The organism is Methylomonas sp. LW13, assembly GCF_016865255.1.
Classification (GTDB): Bacteria; Pseudomonadota; Gammaproteobacteria; order Methylococcales; family Methylomonadaceae; genus Methylomonas.
In genome coordinates, this window is sequence record NZ_CP033381.1 from 2,577,494 (window position 1) to 2,595,785 (window position 18,292).

The window sequence follows — 18,292 nt, forward strand, 5'->3', positions numbered from 1 at the left end:
CGTGTCTTTTGTCTGGCGAAAGCGCTGGTTTGTGCTGCTGTTTCCTTTATTGTTGGCAATCACGTTCTGGCACATCAAGGTCGAGACAGACCTGAATGCTTTTTTTACCGCGACCGACGATGAAGACTCCCGGCTGTTGGCCGGCTTGTTGAAGTCAGGCGAACTGTCGCGGCGCTATTTGCTGGTGGTGGAAAAGTCCGATCACCCCCCAGTGACAGACGCCACGAATGGCGGCGAAACCCCAATGTCCGTGGCCGCATTCAGTGCCAGACTGCTTAGTCAGTTAGCTAAGCTGGATGACGTGGAGCAAGTGTGGCCGGCCGATCAGCCGCCCCGCGACTGGGTCGATGCCGTAGCTTCGTATGCGCCATACCACGCCCGGTTGTTCAGTCTAAACCCTGAACAAGACGCGCCGGCATTGTTCGATCCCAGCCAGTTGCCGACCAAAGCCGCAGGATTGAAGCAGGCCTTGCTGTCGCCGCAAGGTAGCTTTGTAAAAACCATTGCCAAGCAAGATCCGTTGTTGCTGTCACTCAATGGCTTCAAGGCGTTACAGGGACAATTTCAGCAGCAAGCCAAACGCAGTCAGGGTGGCGCGTTAATCATGCAAAGCCGGCCGGCGGCGCTGGATTCGGCAGCGCAGACGCGCCTGCAAGCGGCGATCCAAGCCAATTTTGCGGCGTTAAACGCTGCGGCGGGGGAGAGTTTCAAGTTGTCGATGGCCGGGGTGCCGGTGTTCAGCGTGGCCGCGCAAAGCGAGATTAGTCAGGATGTGACGCTGGTGTCGGTGGTGTCCAGTTTGGCGGTGGCGCTGGTATTTTTATTCCTGTTTCACTCGTTCTCGGCTTTGCATTGGGTGATGATGGTGCAGGGCGCGTCGTTTGTAATCGGCACCCTGGCAACGGCTTTAGTCTTCCCACAAGTCCACAGTTTGACGCTGGCCTTGGGCGCCAGTTTGATCGGCATCTCCTCGGATTACCCGATTCATGTGATGGTGCATTGCGCCAAGCATCGCAACACCCCACTATCAGCGGCCAATCTGTTGTGGCCCAGCCTGTTGATGGGCGGCTTGACCACGGTGATCGGCTACGGCGCTTTGGGCTTTACCGGCTTTCCAGGCTTCGAGCAAATTGCCGTGTTTGCCTTGGCCAGCGTGGTCGGCTCGCTGGGCTTGACCCGCTGGGTATTGCCGGCTTTGCTGGTCAATTCATCGCTGCACGCCGCGCATTTACCCGGCATCGGCGCTTGGGTGGACTTCTGCGGCCTGCACCGGAAAATCTTGCTGGGTCTGTTCGCCGCCAGCGTGGTCATGGCTGTGCTGTGTCTGCCGCAAATTCGTTGGATGAGCGATATGCAGCAACTAGCGGTCAATATGGATAGCTTAAAACAGCAGGATGCGGCAGTGCGCGCGCATTTTTCCAGTATCGAACCGGGCCGTTTTGTGTTGATACAAGCCGACGACTGGGAAACTGCGCTGCAACGGTCCGAAGCCGCCGAGCGCCGGTTACAGTCTTTAAAGCAAGCGGGAGTCATTAGCGAATATCACGGTCTGTTTCCCTGGTTGGTATCCAAGCAGTTGCAAACAGAGAACAGCCAGGTTTACCAACGTGGCCTGACGCCGGAATTTCAGCAAGCTTGGCAAACCGGCTTAGCCGAGGCGGGCTTGTCGGTCGAGAAGTTAGGGACGTTAGCGCCTGCGTCACCCGATGCACTGCAAGCTGAGTCGGTGATGGATTCGCCTGTCAGACATATTCTGTCCGGGCAAATAGTCAGCGGGCAATCCGGGGTGATGTTATCGCTGTGGTTGGGCGAGCACGATCCCGCCAAATTGACAGCCGGTTTGGCCGGCTTGGAAGGCACGCGGTACTTCAGCCAAAAAGATCAGCTGGATCAGTTGGCGGGGAAATATCGGGATCGGTCTTTAATGATGCTGGGCATAGGCATAATCGTGATGGCCTGGTTTATTTGGCTGCAACAACGCGACCTGCGCAAAGTGTGTTTGACCTTGCTGCCTTCGCTGGCTGGCGTGCTGTTCATTTTTGCCACGTGGGCGCTGATGGGCGAGGAAGTCAGTTTTCTGCATGTGATCGGCTTGTTGTTATCGGTGTCGCTGTGCTTGGATTACGGCATCTTTTTTATCGACAACCGCGGCCAAGATGCCGATGTGACTTACCACGCGATTGCCTCATCCACTCTGACTACGATTGCGTCCTTCGGTGCCATGGGCTTGGGCAAGACGCCCACCTTGCCAATTCTCGCACTGTCGGTAAGCTTGGGCGTGAGCTTGGGTTTTCTGCTTTGTCCCTTACTGATCCAAAAGCCAAAGAATTGATGCGTATTTCCCCACTGATTTCTCCAGTCGCCGTCACGGCCTACCAATGCGTCAGCGCCGGCGGTGACGATGTGGACGCTTTGTACGCCAGTCTGCTAGCCAATCGTCCTTGCCTGAAACCGCTAAACTTGTTCGATATTCCTTTTGATACCGTGGTGGGTGAGGTGACCTCAGCTTTACCGGACATTCGGCGTGATTTGCAAACCTACAATTCCCGCAATGCCCGCTTGGCACTAAAAGCTTTGGAGCAGGGCGGTTTTCGCGCCGAGGTGGAGAGGGCGGTCGCCCTTTACGGTGCAACCCGCGTCGGTTTAATACTCGGCACCAGTACCTCCGGTATCTACGACTCAGAGAACGCCTATGCGCGCTTGCAGCAAGACGGCGTGATGCCAGACAACTTTTATTTCACCAAGGTGCAAACCGCCCAAGCCACGGCCGAGTTTTTGCAGTTGGAACTGGGCTTGCAAGGGCCGTGCTATGCCATCTCCACTGCCTGCTCGTCCAGCGCCAAAGCCTTGGCCGCCGCGCAACGCTTGCTTGTCACCGATTGTTGTGACGCGGTGTTAGTCGCCGGCGTAGACAGTTTGTGCCGCCTAACCCTGCGCGGTTTCAACAGTTTGCAACTGATCTCGGCGGACGCTTGCCGGCCGATGGATGCGGGGCGCCAAGGGATTAACATAGGGGAGGGCGCGGCTTTACTGTTGTTGGAAAAACCCAGCGCTGACAATACCGATCGGCCCCGACTGTTGGCGGTGGGGGAATCGTCGGATGCCCACCATATGAGCGCCCCGCACCCGGAGGGGCTTGGGGCTGCTTCGGCAATGGCGCAGGCTTTACGTTTGGCTGGACGCGACGTGAGCGAGGTCGATTACATTAATTTGCATGCCACCGCCAGCACTTTAAACGATCTGGCCGAGGCCAGAGCGGTAGCCAGCGTGTTTGCCAATCCGCCGCCCTGCAGTGGCGTGAAAGGTTTGCTGGGTCATACTTTGGGGGCGGCCGGTGCCTTGGAAGTCGTGGTGAGCCTACTGGCTTTGGAGCGCGGATTTTTGCCCGGCACCTGCGGTTTGCAAATGCCCGACCCCGAATGCCGGTTTCCGCTGGTAACAGCGCCGGAACTGAACGTCAGCCCCCGACTGATATTGAGCAATGCGTTTGGCTTCGGCGGTAACAATGCCAGTGTCCTGCTGGAGGCTGCATAATGGATTGCATGAGCCTGCTTGGCGTGGGCGTTTGTGCGCCGGACCCCGATTTTCGGGCTAACCTGCCGTTTCCGGCTTTTGCTATCAATCGCGAGACCATCCCGCCGCTGTTGCGCCGGCGTAGCAGCCAAGCGATGCAGATGGCCTTCAGCGCGGCAAGCGCTGCCTGCGAGCAAGCCCAGCGTTCGCCATCCAGCTTACCGGCGATATTTGCCAGCGTGGCCGGAGAAATAAACACCACCGACCAGATTTGTAACCAACTGGTCAAAACGGACGGGGTGATGTCGCCCAGCGCTTTTCACAATTCCGTGCAAAATACCGCGGCGGGTTATTGGAGTATCGCTCAGCAATGTACCCAGCCAGCCACCGCTCTGGCGGCAGGATCGGATACCTTGGCAATGGCGTTGTTGGAAGCCTGGTGCCAGTTGGCTTGCCAGGGAGGTGAGCTGCTATTGGTTTGTTACGATGAGGCATGGCCGGGCTATCTGGTTCCCGGTTGCGGTAATCCGGCATTTGCCTACGCCTTGCTATTGGCGGCTGGAACAGTGGACGGACGACTGATGCAGATTAGCAGACCGCAAGTTGGCGAAAGCATTTTTCCGGCGGACTGGACTGATTCGGTTAATAGCATGCCCATTTTGGCCGCCATTCCTTTGCTTGAAGCGGCTTTAACCGGAAGAGTACCGCAAGCCATAGCATTAAGCCCGCATATGCCGGGTTGGCAAGTTCATGCAGGAGTGGCCTCTGCTTATCCGAAAACGGGCGATGGTGAAAAATGGCGGTAACTGAACTACTATTGACCGCTGACAAAACTAACCGGAAGGTATCTCTGTGAAGCACTATAAAACATTTGCATTCTTCGCCGCTTTAGCGCTGGCCGCCGGCTGCGCATCCAGCAATAAGGCGCCCGCGCAAGCAGGCGCACCGACCTCTCAATCAAGCACCGCCCCGGAATCGCGGATTGACGGTAATTTTCCGGCCAATAGCCCATTCGCCAAACTCAAGCTGGGCATGACCCAGGGCCAAGTCCACGAAATTCTGGGTCAACCCACCGACACCAAGTCTTACCAAACCGGTAAAGCCTGGATTCCGTTTTATTTCGGCCCGGACGTGATGCGCACCGATGAGTTTTACAAAGGTGTGGGCATCATTACTTACACCGGCGCCGGCATCGGCGGCGTGCATTGGACTGTGTTTCGGGCCATTTACAATGCAGCCGAAGACGGTTATCCGAACGATTAATCAATATATCTCTGAATGATGCTCGACAATAAGCAAAACGGTTTTGACTATGATGTTGCGGTCGTCGGTGGCGGTCCGGCCGGCTCGACGGCCGCGACCTTATTGGCGCAATATGGCCACAAGGTTTTGCTGTTGGAGAGCGGCAGGCATCCGCGTTTTCACATTGGCGAATCCATGCTGCCGTTCAGCGAACCGGTCATCCAACGCTTGGGGATAGATTGGAGCGCTGGCAACCTATCGAAAAGCGGAGCGGTGTTCATCGACGAAGCGACCGAACAACGCATGTATTTTCCGTTGGCAATCAATCGCAAGACCTACCAGATCGAACGCGCCCCATTCGATCAAATGCTGTTTGAAAACGCCGGCAAACACGGCGTAGATACCCATCAGGACGAAAAAGTACTGGACGTTGCCTGCCAACCGGCAGGGGTGGACATCGTGTCCGATAAAGGCCAATACCACTGCCGCTATTTGATCGATGCCACGGGCCGTAGCGCGTTAATGGGCAGGAAAGACAAAGCTATCAGACGTATCGACAATTTGGGCAAATTTGCGGTATACACCCACTTCGAGAACATTCAACCGGGCGAGGAGGCCGATGAATTGTTCCGTTCCGGCAATATATACGTGCCGGTCGTGGACATCGGCTGGATCTGGATCATTCCGCTGGCCGAGCGGCGCCTCAGTGTGGGCTTGGTGGTACAGAAAGAGCGCCCTAAGGACTGCGATGCGGAAGAATTGTTGCGCCGTTATCTGGCTGCATCGCCGCTCCTGAGTCGTTTGATAACAGGAGCGGCGCAATTCGCGCCGGTACGGGTCGAAGCGGATTTCAGTTACACCAACCAAAGCCGCTACGGCGTCCGCTATGCCTGCTGCGGCGATGCGGCTGGCTTCCTCGATCCGGTGTTTTCGTCCGGCGTATTTTTAGCCTTCACCAGCGCCGCCCGAGTTGCCGACCGCGTCCATGTCGGGCTAAGCGACGGGCGGGAAGCCGATCCGGAGCTGCATACCGAGGACGATGACCAGTACTTGCTGGGTTTTAATACGATGCGATTATTCGTCGAACGCTTTTATCAATCCAATATTGTCCATAACTTGTTTTTCGAAGCCGACCGCGATCCGGATTTGAAAGCTCAGATCGCGCAACTGCTGGCCGGCGATTTATGGGTAGACGACAACAAACTGCAACAAAGCCTGCTAGCTGGTCGCCGCAGTGTAAGTTAGTTTTTCCGGAAATTTCCAGCCTTTGCCGGCTAAGCAGCATTTTTTACCTCCCCAAACCATCTAAACCCATCACTAAAACATCAAATTTTACTCGGCGCAGTTGAGGCAATGCCAAACATTGGGCATATCCTAACCCGACCATCCATCTGTCCGCGTCGCCAACATGCACGGTTTTGAGGCTGTGCTAGTCTTTAGGGCTTTTGACTCGGACGAATCACTATGCGCGTTAATCGATCTTCATTGGTGCCAACGCTGCTCAGCCTGCTGGCGGTGGTCGTTTTCGGCTGTCCGATTATTTACACTGTTATGTACCACCCGATCAGCCGCATGGCATCGGCCAATCCCTTATACAAGGAGTTGTCCAAGAACGCTTTTATGGTAATGTCCGCTAAAGTGGATTTGGCAGCCGGACGCTTGATCAGCTTTGACGATGCGGCCGGCAAACTGCAGATCAGCAGAATCGTCGGGATGCCAGGTGATGAAATCGGTTTTACAGCCGGTGTATTGTCGGTTAACGGCAAACCGGCCGCAGAATATCCGCGGAATACCTTGCCCAACTCGACGCTAATCGTGCCGCAACAAGCCGTTTTCTTTTTCCCGGATTTTATTCCCGACACTGCGGAGTCCGCGAATCCCGGGACATTGGCAAACCATCTGCTGGCGCATAGCAACATAAATGCAAGCGTGCTTTATGTATTCGATCAAGCGACGTCGGCGGCCCAGCACCCGGAACTGTTCGTTTACGGTTCGGTTTTGATCGTGCTCTATGGCCTGGTATTTTTCGGACTGGGCAAGCGTAAGGAGCGTATCGTTAAACCGGTTTATTACTTGGCGCGAATTAGCGTTGGTTTGAATTTTGCGATCTGGTTATTGCTCGGAGTCATAGGCCTATCGCTTGGTTATAACGCTGTCATGCCGGCCATTTATTATGCGTTTGTTTCCTGGTTGACGTTTTTTGGCTTATCTGTCGCCGCAGCGGGCACGACACTGGTGGCGATTGTGATATTCGCGGTGTTAGCGCTATTTTCCGATACCGAATTCGCAGCCAAGCGCCTTAACTCGTAGTCTGGGATGACAAACGGCCAGGCTCTGCTAAGCTTGGCTCTCCCATTTCCCGCTCACATCTTTAACAGGACAATCCTCAGCTGATGGATGCCATGCTTTCTTTAATTGAAAACGTCGAAAAAGTCATTATCGGCAAACGGCCGGTCATCGAATTGGCCGTGGTCGCGATGCTGTGCCGCGGCCATGTGTTGTTGGAGGATGTGCCGGGTACGGGCAAGACCATGTTGGCCAGGGCATTGGCCCGTTCGGTGGCGGTGGACATGAAACGCCTGCAATGCACCTCGGATTTATTACCGTCCGACATTACCGGCGTCGCTATCTACAACCAAAAAACCGCCGATTTCGAATTCCGGCCGGGGCCGGTATTTACCCATCTGCTGCTAGCCGACGAAATCAACCGAGCCACACCGCGCGCGCAATCGGCGTTGTTGGAATGCATGGAAGAATTTCATGTCAGCGTTGACGGGTATACACATGAACTGCCCAAGCTGTTTATGGTGCTGGCCACCCAGAACCCAATCGATATGGCCGGCACCCACGCCTTGCCGGAAGCACAGCTGGACCGGTTTTTCATGCGCTTGCGGATGGAGTACCCCATTATCGAACAGGAAATGCGGATACTGGCGGCGCAAACCCAGACTCATCCTATCGACAGCTTGCCGGCTGTCACGTCCGAAGCCGATATTCTAGCGGCGCGGGCTCAGGTCAAGGCGGTGCATATTAGTATGGACGTGGCTAAGTATATGGTCGGTATCAGCGCCGCCAGCCGCCAGCATAGCGATTTGCGCTTGGGTATCAGTCCGCGCGGCACCTTGGCCTTGGCGCGCGGTGCGCAAGGCTTGGCTTATTTACGCGGCCGGGATTTCGTGTCGCCGGATTTGGTGAAAAGCATCGCGCCGGCTATTTTGGAACACCGCCTGATCGTCAAACCGCAGGCCGCGGTGCTGGGGCGCAACGCTGGCGAAATTCTCGCGGAAATTCTCGACCGGCTGCCACCGCCGGTAGTTTGATCGCTAGACCACAATGGCGCTGAGACTGAAATTTTTAATCTTGTGCGGCTTTACGCTGGCCGCTTATTTGGCGGCTATCAGCCGCGAACAGAGTCTGCCTTGGCTGCTCGCTGCATTGCTCAGTGCCGCCTTATTGACCGGCATGCTCTGGCCGCGTTGGTTGCTTCAACGCTTATCGGTGCGGCGGGTCGGGCCGCAACGGGCGTTGGAAGGAGAAACCATCGTGTTTCGGGTCGACGTACAAAATCGCGGCTGGCTGCCGCGCTTCATGGTGGAGTTGGTCGACCGCTTGCCTTTCGTCGATGCCGCCGAACACGGCGCCAACGACGGCGATAAATTGCTGGGTAGCGTCGCTTACGTGCCGGGCCGCGGTGCGCGTAGTTTCGACGTACCCTTGCTGTGCGAAAAACGCGGCTTTTATAAACTGGGGCCGATGGGTTTGGCGTCCAGTTTTCCGTTGGGCTTAGCCGAGGCGCGTAGCCGCGCCGACCATTCCCGGCAAACCCTGACCATTTACCCGAAGGTCTTTCCCATCCTATCGCTGTCGCTGTTCGGCGCGCCTAGCCAGATTCACCGGGGAGGTTATTGTCTACCGGATGGCGCCGGTGCGGCGGAATTCTCTGGATTACGCGAATACCGGCGCGGCGACAATCCCCGGCATATCCATTGGCCGACCACGGCGCGCTTGAATGAGTTGATGGTCAAGGAGTTCGAGCCGTTGGCGTCGGCCTGCATCTGCATCGCCCTGGATTTAGCCAAGGACGCCAATATCGGTCGCGGCAAGCACAGTACCCTGGAATACGCGATACGCATCGCCGCCTCCGTGGCGGCTTATGCCTGTGACCAGAACATGCACAGCCGCGTGTTGGCTGATGCCGCACAGCCGTTGCGGATTCTATCCGGCAAGGGCGATTTTCATTATCAAGCCATCCTGGATGCGCTGGCAATCGCGGAGGCCGACGGCGTAACGCCGTATGCCAAATTACTGACCGAGATTGCGTTGAATTGCGTGCGCGGCGAAACGGTCGTGCTGTTATTGGCCGAGCCGCCGCACCGCAATGCCGAAACCCTGCAGGCGCTGGCTTTGCTGCGGGCTAAGGGCGTGTATTTATTCGCGGTATTGTTTGAACGTGACAGCTTTCTAAACGCCGCCAGTTGGACCCGTCGCGACAGCAGCGACCGGACATTGAACGCCGGTTTACTGGAATTGGGCGCGCATTGCGTCACGGTACGACGAGGCGACGACTTAACGGCGCTGTTTAACCGATGACCGCCTCTCCGCTGAGTTTTCCAGTCTATGTGGGATTGTTTCTAGCGCAATGGCTGGCCGTCGCCTGTAATGCGTTTTTGGATATCCAATACGGCAGCTTTGCGCGGGAAATGCTGTTCTGGGCTATCGTATTCGGTGGCACGTCCATTGTCGGCTGGCGGCAAATCCACTGGCTTTCGGGAGCGGGCAAGGTTTGGCAAAAGGCCGTGTTGTTTATCGGTTTCTTGCTGTTCGTATTGGTATTTATGCCGATTTGGGGTATGCCGCGCGCCGGGTTGTATCTATTGGCGATGTTGCAGGCTTCCTACAATTGCGTTACCTCCGGCCGGCGCGAGATGAATCTGGGGTTGTTGGTGTCGTTGGCGATAGTATTGTTTGCCGCCTCGCATTACCGCGCCGACTGGACCATGTTGTTTTATCTAGCGCCTTATATCGTGACGGTGGTTTTTTGTCTGGTTGCCGAGCAAGTCCAGCGGCGCGGCGCGGACCTGCAGCGTTTGAGTCTAGGCCGGCCCAGCAGCCAAGGGCAGGGCGCCGCTATTTTGGCGGCCACCGCCGCCATCGTGCTGATCGGTGGCGGGCTTTATCTGATAACGCCGCAAATCAACTGGCCTTATCTGGAGTGGCGTTTCGGCCAGGTCAGCTTGCAAAATCCCGGCGGTGATATCGAACAAGCCGGCAGCGGCGGCCAAACCGGTTCAGGTCAGCCAGCCGAAAAAGCGCGTGGCGAGCAACAACAAGCTGCGGGTGGAGGAGAGGGCACGGGCCAACAATGGCAGGCCGGCAGCCGTTGGCCGAGCCCGGCGGACATGCGTGCCGCTGCTAAGCGAGTCAATATGCCGGCCTGGCAGGCGGCGGCGATCAACGGCATTGCCGACCTTAGCGAATCGGCGCAACAAGCTTTGGTACCAGCCGTTGCGGTGATTTTCGACTGGTGGGAGTGGTTGAAACAATGGCTGCGCGAGCACTGGTTGGCGGCCATATTGGGTTTGCTGGCTTTGATTTTACTAGCCATTTTACTGGCGTTCGGGGCTTTGTTGCGGGAAATCCCTTGGGTAATTTGGCTAATAACTCAATGGGACTATCTGCGTTTGGGTGTGATCGGCCGCCATGCTGGCGGCGAAACCGCTGCCCGCCAGTATTACCGGGCTATGTCTCGCTTGTTTGCATCGCACGACGTGCCACGCGCCGATACCGCCAACACCCGCGAATATCTGGCGCAAATCAGTCGTCGGCATCGCGATGCGCGGCGCAGTGCGGCGGAAATCACCGGTTTGTTCGAAGCGGCCCGTTACGGCGATAAACCGTTAGCGGACGCGCATATTCGGCGCATGCGGCAGTTGTACCGCACAATTTATCGTCAACTTTAATACGGCCAGTGCCATTGGTCGTCTTCCGGCCGGTCTATGCCGTGCTCGTAAGCGTAGTTGCGGCAATCGATTTGCCGGTCACGCAGCTTTTCCTTGACGTGGGCTCCGGATACTTGCAACGCCGGAATCCGATCTATCGCATCGATTGCCAGGCTGAAACGGTCGGTTTCGTTTTGAATCGCCAATTCCAGCGGGGTGTTGATGCTGCCTTTTTCCTTGTAGCCGCGAACATGCAGATTGGCATGATTGTGGCGCCTGTAAGCCAGTCTATGAATCAGCCAGGGATAACCGTGGAAGTTGAAAATCACCGGTTTATCGACGGTAAACAGGCTATCGAAATCCCGATCCGACAGGCCGTGCGGATGCTCACTGGCGGGCACTAGCTTGTACAAATCCACCACGTTGATGAAACGAATTTTCAATTGTGGAAAGTGCTCGCGCAACAAAACCACCGCAGCCAAGGCTTCCTTGGTGGGAATGTCGCCGGCGCTGGCCATCACCAAATCGGGCTCGGTACCATCATCGTTACTGGCCCATTCCCAAATACCGATGCCCTTGGTGCAATGTTTGATCGCCGCGTCCATATCCAGATACTGCAGATGTTTTTGTTTGTCGCAAACGATCACGTTAATGTAGTCGGTACTTTGCAAACAATGGTTGGCAACAGACAGCAGGCAGTTCACATCGGGCGGCAAATAGATGCGCGTTACCGACGGGCTTTTGTTGACGACCAAGTCCAAAAAGCCGGGGTCTTGATGCGTAAAGCCATTGTGATCCTGCCGCCAGACCGTAGAAGTAATCAGCAAATTCAATGATGACACCGGCGCCCGCCAGGACACGGCCTTGGACATTGCCAGCCACTTGGCGTGTTGATTGAACATGGAGTCGATCACATGTACAAAGGCTTCGTACGACGAAAAAAAGCCGTGGCGGCCGGTCAATAAATAGCCTTCCAGCCAGCCTTCCAGGGTATGTTCAGAGAGCATTTCCATCACCCGGCCATCGGTCGCTAGTTCGCCGCCGTCGGCATCTTCCGGCAGATAATCCGCCAGCCAGGTTTTCTTGCTGGCTTTGTAAACATCATCCAGTTTGTTGGAGCTGTTTTCGTCGGGGCCGAACACCCGAAAATTGTTCATATTGGCGTTCATGATGTCGCGCAAAAACTTGCCCAGAGGCCGGGTATTTTCCGCCGATACTTTGCCTGGGCCGTTCAACGCCAAGGCATAATCTTGAAAATCCGGCATCCGTAAAGCCTTGCGCAACAGACCACCGTTGGCATGTGGGTTCGCGCTCATCCGCCGGCTGCCTTGTGGAGCCAGGGCTTTTAATTCGGGAATCAGCTTGCCATTCTCATCGAACAATTCTTCCGGTTTGTAACTGTGCAGCCAGTCAGACAAGAGTTGCATATGCGCCGGATTGTCTTTCACGCCGGCCAACGGCACCTGGTGAGAACGCCAAAAGGCTTCCACTTTATGCCCATCCACGTCTTTCGGCCCGGTCCAGCCTTTCGGGCTGCGTAAGATAATCATCGGCCAATGCGGCCGGGTAGGGATGCCGCTTGCGCGGGCATCTTGCTGGATCCGCCGAATCTCCAGCACGCAAGTTTCCAGTACGCCAGCCATCAGTTGATGCATGGTGTCCGGATCGCTGCCTTCCACGAAATACGGCGTGTAGCCGTAGCCGCGAAACAGTTGTTCCAGCTCTTCATGAGGAATCCGTGATAATAAGGTCGGATTGTTGATCTTGTAGCCGTTTAGATGCAGGATCGGTAGCACCGCGCCATCGCGTATCGGATTCATGAATTTATTGGAATGCCACGATGTAGCGAGCGGCCCGGTTTCGGCTTCGCCGTCGCCGACCACCAACGCCACCAGCAAATCCGGATTGTCGTAAGCGGCGCCGTAAGCATGGGAAACGCTGTAACCCAACTCGCCGCCTTCATGGATAGAGCCCGGCGTCTCCGGAGTGCAGTGGCTGCCAATGCCACCAGGGAACGAAAATTCTTTAAAAAACTGCAGTAGGCCGTCTTCGTCTTCGCCTTTGTTCGGGTAGATTTCCGCGTAAGTGCCTTCCAAATACACTGGCGCCAACACCCCCGGCGCACCATGACCGGGGCCCGCCAGGAAAATCGCATTAAGATCGTAATGCTTGATCAGCCGGTTGAGATGTACGTAGATAAAGCTCAAACCGGGACTGGAACCCCAGTGGCCGAGCAGTCGGTTTTTGATGTGGTCCGGTTTCAGCGGTTCCTTTAATAAGGGGTTATCGCGCAGATAAATCATGCCGGCCGCCAAATAAGTGCAAGCTCGCCAATAGGCGTTGATGCCTTTTAGTTCTTCTTCGCTCAGTGGCGAGATAACCGCTGGTAAAGCTGTTTCCAGTGTCGTCATGCGCTAACTCCTTTGTTGACCAAAACGTGTTTCCGCGCTACCAGAACGGCGTGGAAATTCCTGGATTAGTGTAGTGTATGCTTGTGCAATTCAAAAATAGCGAATTACCGATAAAATTTGGCATTGCAGCATTGGTCGGATACAGCACTTAAACCGGAACAATGTTCGCCAATGATCGAAAAAGCGTGTTTTCGCAATCCATATTATTTAACATAATATACATTATGCGAATTTACTGAAATCTGTAGTTATTCGGTAAACTAATATTGTGATCCCTTTGGGATGATGTGCTATATTGCAACTTAATGAGAACAATTATTAATTAGTTTGCATGTCGACATATCTTAAAGCGCTGGCGACTGGCGATACAGGCCGTATAGTTGGATTTGATCAATCGGGTGGCGTTTATCGCAAGAAGTTGTTGGCCATGGGTTTAACGCCAGGCACTGAATTTACAATTACGCGATTTGCACCGATGGGCGATCCGGTTGAAATCAAAATTCGCGGCTTTTCGTTGTCGCTGCGTAAAAACGAGGCTTCCGTCTTACTTATAGAAAAAATATGAGTATGGATTTTACTGTTGGCGTGGTTGGTAACCCAAATTGCGGAAAAACCACACTGTTCAATGCACTGACCGGCTCCAGGCAACACGTCGGCAACTGGCCTGGTGTGACTGTTGAACAAAAAACCGGCGAATACGCGCACCAAGGCAAACAGATAAGCCTGGTCGATCTACCCGGCACTTATTCACTAGAAGCCGACGACGACAGTATCTCCCTTGACGAAAAAGTCGCGCGCGATTACGTCGCTTCCCGCCAAGCTGATTTAATTATTAACATCGTCGATGCCTCCAATATAGAACGAAACCTATATCTAACCTCGCAATTGATAGAAATGCGGGTGCCGATGATTTTGGTACTGAACATGATGGATGCGGTAAAAAAGCGCGGCATCAAGATCGACATCGAACTGCTTACCAAACAAATGGCTTGCCCGGTAGTACCGGTTACCGCCGCTACGGGTTCCGGCATTAAGGAATTACGCGACCTTATCAATAAAGCTAGCCTCAGCAAGCCCATTCCCGCATTACAAGTTAATTACCATCCAGCTATAGAACAAGCTGTCAGTCAATTGCAGGCTCTATTGGCTCAACAATCTGTCGATTTAGTTTGTGACAGCCGCTGGCTTGCCTTGCGCTTACTTGAAAATGATACCTTGGCAAAACAACTTGCCGGCCCTGAACTACAAAAAATTGCCGAACAATTCCGCGCCGATATCGAAACGCAAACTCAAGATGAAATCGACATACTCGCGGCCGACGCGCGCTACGGTTTGGTTAATCAACTGGTACAAACCAGCGTCTGCAAACTTAACGAGGTTTCCCGCAGCACCACCGATAAAATCGACAGCGTGGTGTTAAATCGATTTTTGGGGATTCCGATTTTCTTGTTGGTCATGTATGCCATGTTCATGTTTACCATCAACATCGGCAGTGCTTTCGTTGACTTTTTCGACAAAGCGGTCGGTGCGTTACTTGTGGACGGTTTAAGCGAACTATTAACTGGCATGAATTGGCCTGCTTGGCTGGTGGTGTTGATCAGCAGCGGCATCGGCGGCGGTATTCAAGTGGTGTCTACCTTTATCCCCATTGTCGGCTTTTTATTCATATTTTTATCGATGCTGGAAGATTCCGGCTACATGTCCAGAGCTGCATTTGTAATGGACCGGTTCATGTGCATCATCGGCCTGCCCGGCAAATCGTTTGTGCCGATGATCGTCGGTTTTGGCTGCAATGTACCGGCCATTATCGCGACCCGGACGCTGGATAATCAGCGTGACCGGGTATTGACCAATTTGATGAATCCGTTCATGTCCTGCGGCGCCCGCCTGCCCGTTTATGCCTTGTTTGCCGCGGCCTTTTTCCCGGTTGGCGGCCAGAATCTGGTGTTTGGTTTGTATTTGTTCGGTATTGTGGTGGCGGTGTTGACCGGTTTAATCATGCGTCACACCTTGCTGCGCGGCTCCCCTACTCCTTTTTTGATGGAACTACCCGCTTACCATTTGCCCACTTTGCAAGGTGTCTACACCAAAACCTGGGAACGCTTGAAAACCTTTATCTTCAACGCAGGCAAAGTCATCGTGCCTATGGTACTGGTGTTAAATGTATTAAATTCTTTGGGTACGGACGGTAGTTTCGGACAGGAAAATAGCGATAAATCAGTACTAAGCGAAATCGGCCGCGCATTGACACCTGTATTCCACCCCATGGGTATCGCCCACGATAACTGGCCGGCGACCGTCGGCATCTTTACCGGCGTGTTGGCTAAGGAAGCCGTAGTCGGTACGTTGGATGCGTTGTACAGTCAAATGGCTGTTTCCGATCATGCCGAAGAAGAAAAAAGCTTTGATTTACAGCAAGCCTTGTTAGAGGCTTGTCAAACGGTACCGGACAACCTGACGGCAATTGCCGACAAGCTGCTGGACCCATTGGGATTGGGCATAGCCAACATATCCGATCAGGCTGCGGCAGCGGAACAGCAGCAAGTCAAACTCGATACTTTCGGCGTCATGCAAGCCCATTTTGATGGTCAGATCGGTGCCTTCGCCTATTTGCTGTTTATATTATTGTATGCGCCCTGCGTAGCCGCCACTGCGGCAATATACAAAGAAACCAACGGCAGCTGGGCTTTGTTTGTGGTGTGCTGGACTACTTTTGTGGCTTACTTGACCGCTACCCTCTTCTACCAAGGCATGACTTATGCCCAGCACCCCGATTCAGCTGTCGTCTGGATATTGGCATTAACGCTTATCTTTGCCGGAGTACTATTCCTGTTGCGATTTTACGGCGTGCGCCAAGCCAGTGGCGTCCCGCAATGATATTGTCCGACTTACGCAGTTATTTGCAGGAAAAACGCCGAGTCACTTTGAGTGATCTTGTGTTGCACTTTCACATGGATGCCGACGCTTTACGCGGCATGCTGGGCAAGTGGATCAACAAAGGCAAAGTACGATTAAGTCCTGTCGGCGCTTCCTGCGGCACTAGTTGCTGCAAATGCGATCCGGCTTTGACAGAGATATATGAATGGGTGGATTAGCGTAGCAAGGCTGTAACATCTCGCTACGCTTCCGGTTGTTATTGGTCTTCCGCCAACCAACCCTGTAGCGCGTCGATTAACTCTTGCGCTTGTTTTTCGCTGGAAATATTGAATTTGGATTTTTGCTGATATTCGCCGTTGCGTTTTTGATAGCGGCGAATGCTAAATCTATCCTGGCTATATTGATTTTTAGCCGGCTCCCAATCCTGATAACGGTAAATGACCGTCGCCCAAGCGCCCTTGCTCAGGACTTTTTTGTCCAGTTCTTTGACAGTTTCAACGCCGCCGTCTTCGTAACTAATGGTTAAATCTTCAACGGTTTCAGCCATATATTTCTCAATGAGGTTAGCAACGGCGCGCAGTCTACCATACATGCGCGGCCATCAAAATGCCGAATCGCCTAGCGTGCAATGAACTCGCCAAAAGCACGGCTGCCCTCCCCAGTTTTAATCGTGTTCACCACTTTCAGGGTTTTAGCGTCGATGACGGACACATTATTGTCAAACCAGTTGGCAACATAGACGTTCTGGTCATCCGGATGCGTGCTGATGCCTTCCGGCTTATCGCCGACTGCGACCACGTCAATTTGCTTATATGTGGCGGTATCAACGACCGATACGGTGCTATCGTCCTGATTAGTAACAAACAGCAGGCTATCGTTCAACGCCAGTGCAACCGCATACGGTCTGGCGCCAACCTTGATGGTAGCCAAACGCTTTAGACTGCGGGCGTCCAAAACAGTCACATTGTCACTTTCCACATTAGCGGAATACAAACGCTTACCCTGACTATCCACCGCTATGCCAAACGGATGCGCGCCGACTTTGGTGGTATTACGGATAGTCAGTTTGCTTAAATCGATTTGCGAAATCGAATCGTCGATACGATTGGCAACATACAGCCAGCGATTATCCGGACTAACGGTCATGCCGGACGGCGATTTGCCGACCGTAAGCGTTTTAATTTTCGCGAAGTTTTTGGTATCAAAAACCGTCACAGAATTTTCATACCAATCAGCGACAAATACCTGCTCGCCCTTTCTGTCCGCGGTGATCCCTAGCGAAGCGCCGCCGACCTTAACATTGGTTAATTTAGTGAGTTTTTCGCTATCCAAAACCGCAAATCCGCCGCCTTCCGGGGTGCTGATATATACCTGTTTCTTCGGTTGATTCAGCGCAACGCCAGCCGGCTTACCTTCCACTTTGATCGTTTCAACGACCTGTTGGCTTTTGGTATCGATAACAGATACCGAATTGTCCAACTGATTGGTAATAAAAGCGCGCGAATCAGCGCTAACGCCAGATGAGAATGCACCGAGCAATGAAAAAGCCAACAACGAATATCTGATGCGCATGGTGAGAATAACAGGAATGGGGAGCGAGGGTTCTCGGCGCGAATGACCGAGAACCAGATAAGAACAACTTAGCGTTTAATGTCGATCTCAACCGCGGCGGAACCTGAGCCTACTTTTTTAGCAATCGCTTCCAGACCGGTTTTCAAAACATTGCTAACCGCTTTATCGGCAGTTTCTTCGTTCAACTCCGCTGGTGGGTTGTTGTTAACATAGGCACGGTAATAAGTGGCTACCCATTCGATTTCGGCTTTACCGCCTTTATCGTTCACGGACAATTCTGCCGCATAGTTACCCACTGGCAATACTGGCAGCGGCTCGTCTTGACCGGCGTGTTTAATGGTGCCGGTTGAGCTCATATCAGTGATTTTGTATTTGTAAGAGAATTTCGCGGCGTCATAGGCTTTTAATTCTTCTGTGATGGTACCGTTCGCCAAAGTCAACACGCGGATAGCGCCTTTATTATTGGTGCCGTCGCCTTTCACGCTTTTAATGCCTGGGTGCCAAGACATATCATCGTAGTTCTTGATCAAATCCCACACTTTGGCTGCTGGAGCATCAACAGTGATGGTGGCTGTCATTTTTGCTCTGACCGGACCATGAGCATGGGCAAAACCGGCGAACAAAAATAAAACGGTTGAAACGAGCAACGAGGTTTTTTTCATAACACTTTCCTATGATGGACACATAAAATGGAGCGGGCGATTATAAAATAAAATCCGTCCGCAAGTATTCGCAAAA

Annotated in this window: 16 protein-coding genes; 12 read left to right on the plus strand and 4 right to left on the minus strand. The window is 53.7% G+C overall.

Annotated elements, in window-relative coordinates; genetic code table 11:
- Window position 1 precedes the first annotated feature (1 nt).
- The 9 genes from JL719_RS11585 (at window position 2) to JL719_RS11625 (ending at window position 10,715) form a co-directional block, all read left to right on the plus strand.
- Window positions 2-2,332, plus strand: a complete 2,331-nt coding sequence (locus JL719_RS11585) for an MMPL family transporter (RefSeq protein ID WP_033156256.1) — start codon at window positions 2-4, stop codon at window positions 2,330-2,332.
- Window positions 2,332-3,534 carry a beta-ketoacyl-ACP synthase gene (locus JL719_RS11590; RefSeq protein WP_051669862.1) on the plus strand — a complete coding sequence of 401 codons (1,203 nt, stop codon included), beginning with the start codon at window positions 2,332-2,334 and terminating at the stop codon, window positions 3,532-3,534. The genes JL719_RS11585 and JL719_RS11590 overlap by 1 nt, the downstream gene beginning before the upstream one ends.
- The gene (locus tag JL719_RS11595; protein ID WP_051669860.1) at window positions 3,534-4,319 is read left to right on the plus strand and encodes a beta-ketoacyl synthase chain length factor; all 786 of its coding nucleotides are present in this window, start codon (window positions 3,534-3,536) and stop codon (window positions 4,317-4,319) included. The genes JL719_RS11590 and JL719_RS11595 overlap by 1 nt, the downstream gene beginning before the upstream one ends.
- A 46-nt stretch (window positions 4,320-4,365) precedes the next feature.
- A complete protein-coding gene (bamE, locus tag JL719_RS11600) occupies window positions 4,366-4,776 on the plus strand; it encodes an outer membrane protein assembly factor BamE domain-containing protein (protein WP_033156255.1) in 411 nt (136 codons plus the stop codon).
- Window positions 4,777-4,794: 18 nt separating this feature from the next.
- The gene (locus JL719_RS11605) at window positions 4,795-6,000 is read left to right on the plus strand and encodes an NAD(P)/FAD-dependent oxidoreductase (RefSeq protein WP_033156439.1); all 1,206 of its coding nucleotides are present in this window, start codon (window positions 4,795-4,797) and stop codon (window positions 5,998-6,000) included.
- A 219-nt stretch (window positions 6,001-6,219) separates the two neighbouring features.
- Entirely contained in the window at window positions 6,220-7,065 is an 846-nt protein-coding gene (locus tag JL719_RS11610; protein WP_033156254.1) for a S26 family signal peptidase, read from the plus strand.
- Window positions 7,066-7,157: 92 nt separating this feature from the next.
- Window positions 7,158-8,075 carry an AAA family ATPase gene (locus JL719_RS11615; RefSeq protein WP_225893100.1) on the plus strand — a complete coding sequence of 306 codons (918 nt, stop codon included), beginning with the start codon at window positions 7,158-7,160 and terminating at the stop codon, window positions 8,073-8,075.
- Window positions 8,076-8,088: 13 nt separating this feature from the next.
- Entirely contained in the window at window positions 8,089-9,345 is a 1,257-nt protein-coding gene (locus tag JL719_RS11620; protein WP_033156252.1) for a DUF58 domain-containing protein, read from the plus strand.
- Window positions 9,342-10,715 carry a DUF4129 domain-containing protein gene (locus JL719_RS11625; protein WP_033156251.1) on the plus strand — a complete coding sequence of 458 codons (1,374 nt, stop codon included), beginning with the start codon at window positions 9,342-9,344 and terminating at the stop codon, window positions 10,713-10,715. The genes JL719_RS11620 and JL719_RS11625 overlap by 4 nt, the downstream gene beginning before the upstream one ends.
- Here JL719_RS11625 and JL719_RS11630 read toward each other — a convergent pair.
- On the minus strand, window positions 10,712-13,105 hold the full coding sequence (locus JL719_RS11630; RefSeq protein ID WP_033156250.1) for a phosphoketolase family protein: 2,394 nt from the start codon (window positions 13,103-13,105) through the stop codon (window positions 10,712-10,714). The two genes, JL719_RS11625 and JL719_RS11630, sit on opposite strands and share 4 nt — an antisense overlap.
- Window positions 13,106-13,436: 331 nt before the next feature.
- On the opposite strand from JL719_RS11630, the gene JL719_RS11635 reads away from it, so the two are divergent.
- From JL719_RS11635 to JL719_RS11645, 3 genes are read left to right on the plus strand one after another with little or no spacing between them, the layout of a single operon-like run.
- On the plus strand, window positions 13,437-13,670 hold the full coding sequence (locus tag JL719_RS11635) for a FeoA family protein (RefSeq protein ID WP_033156249.1): 234 nt from the start codon (window positions 13,437-13,439) through the stop codon (window positions 13,668-13,670).
- Entirely contained in the window at window positions 13,667-15,982 is a 2,316-nt protein-coding gene (feoB, locus tag JL719_RS11640; protein WP_033156248.1) for a Fe(2+) transporter permease subunit FeoB, read from the plus strand. Before JL719_RS11635 ends, feoB begins: the two co-directional genes overlap by 4 nt.
- Entirely contained in the window at window positions 15,979-16,200 is a 222-nt protein-coding gene (locus JL719_RS11645) for a FeoC-like transcriptional regulator (protein WP_033156247.1), read from the plus strand. The genes feoB and JL719_RS11645 overlap by 4 nt, the downstream gene beginning before the upstream one ends.
- A 38-nt stretch (window positions 16,201-16,238) precedes the next feature.
- Here JL719_RS11645 and JL719_RS11650 read toward each other — a convergent pair whose 3' ends face one another.
- From JL719_RS11650 to JL719_RS11660, 3 genes are all read right to left on the minus strand, one after another.
- Window positions 16,239-16,529, minus strand: a complete 291-nt coding sequence (locus tag JL719_RS11650) for a hypothetical protein (protein WP_033156438.1) — start codon at window positions 16,527-16,529, stop codon at window positions 16,239-16,241.
- A 71-nt stretch (window positions 16,530-16,600) separates the two neighbouring features.
- Entirely contained in the window at window positions 16,601-17,554 is a 954-nt protein-coding gene (locus tag JL719_RS11655; protein WP_033156246.1) for a YVTN family beta-propeller repeat protein, read from the minus strand.
- A 68-nt stretch (window positions 17,555-17,622) separates the two neighbouring features.
- Entirely contained in the window at window positions 17,623-18,216 is a 594-nt protein-coding gene (locus JL719_RS11660; protein WP_033156245.1) for an SRPBCC family protein, read from the minus strand.
- Between the last annotated feature and the right edge of the window lie 76 nt (window positions 18,217-18,292).

Bases quoted from the DNA above. Each gene is read 5' to 3' on its own strand.
- JL719_RS11645 (WP_033156247.1), top strand. From the start codon at position 15,979: ATGATATTGTCCGACTTACGCAGTTATTTGCAGGAAAAACGCCGAGTC.
- JL719_RS11635 (WP_033156249.1), top strand. From the start codon at position 13,437: ATGTCGACATATCTTAAAGCGCTGGCGACTGGCGATACAGGCCGTATA.
- JL719_RS11595 (WP_051669860.1), top strand. From the start codon at position 3,534: ATGGATTGCATGAGCCTGCTTGGCGTGGGCGTTTGTGCGCCGGACCCC.
- JL719_RS11605 (WP_033156439.1), top strand. From the start codon at position 4,795: ATGCTCGACAATAAGCAAAACGGTTTTGACTATGATGTTGCGGTCGTC.
- JL719_RS11590 (WP_051669862.1), top strand. From the start codon at position 2,332: ATGCGTATTTCCCCACTGATTTCTCCAGTCGCCGTCACGGCCTACCAA.
- JL719_RS11610 (WP_033156254.1), top strand. From the start codon at position 6,220: ATGCGCGTTAATCGATCTTCATTGGTGCCAACGCTGCTCAGCCTGCTG.
- JL719_RS11615 (WP_225893100.1), top strand. From the start codon at position 7,158: ATGCTTTCTTTAATTGAAAACGTCGAAAAAGTCATTATCGGCAAACGG.
- JL719_RS11655 (WP_033156246.1), bottom strand. From the start codon at position 17,554: ATGCGCATCAGATATTCGTTGTTGGCTTTTTCATTGCTCGGTGCATTC.
- JL719_RS11630 (WP_033156250.1), bottom strand. From the start codon at position 13,105: ATGACGACACTGGAAACAGCTTTACCAGCGGTTATCTCGCCACTGAGC.
- JL719_RS11650 (WP_033156438.1), bottom strand. From the start codon at position 16,529: ATGGCTGAAACCGTTGAAGATTTAACCATTAGTTACGAAGACGGCGGC.
- JL719_RS11660 (WP_033156245.1), bottom strand. From the start codon at position 18,216: ATGAAAAAAACCTCGTTGCTCGTTTCAACCGTTTTATTTTTGTTCGCC.
- feoB (WP_033156248.1), top strand. From the start codon at position 13,667: ATGAGTATGGATTTTACTGTTGGCGTGGTTGGTAACCCAAATTGCGGA.
- JL719_RS11620 (WP_033156252.1), top strand. From the start codon at position 8,089: ATGGCGCTGAGACTGAAATTTTTAATCTTGTGCGGCTTTACGCTGGCC.
- JL719_RS11625 (WP_033156251.1), top strand. From the start codon at position 9,342: ATGACCGCCTCTCCGCTGAGTTTTCCAGTCTATGTGGGATTGTTTCTA.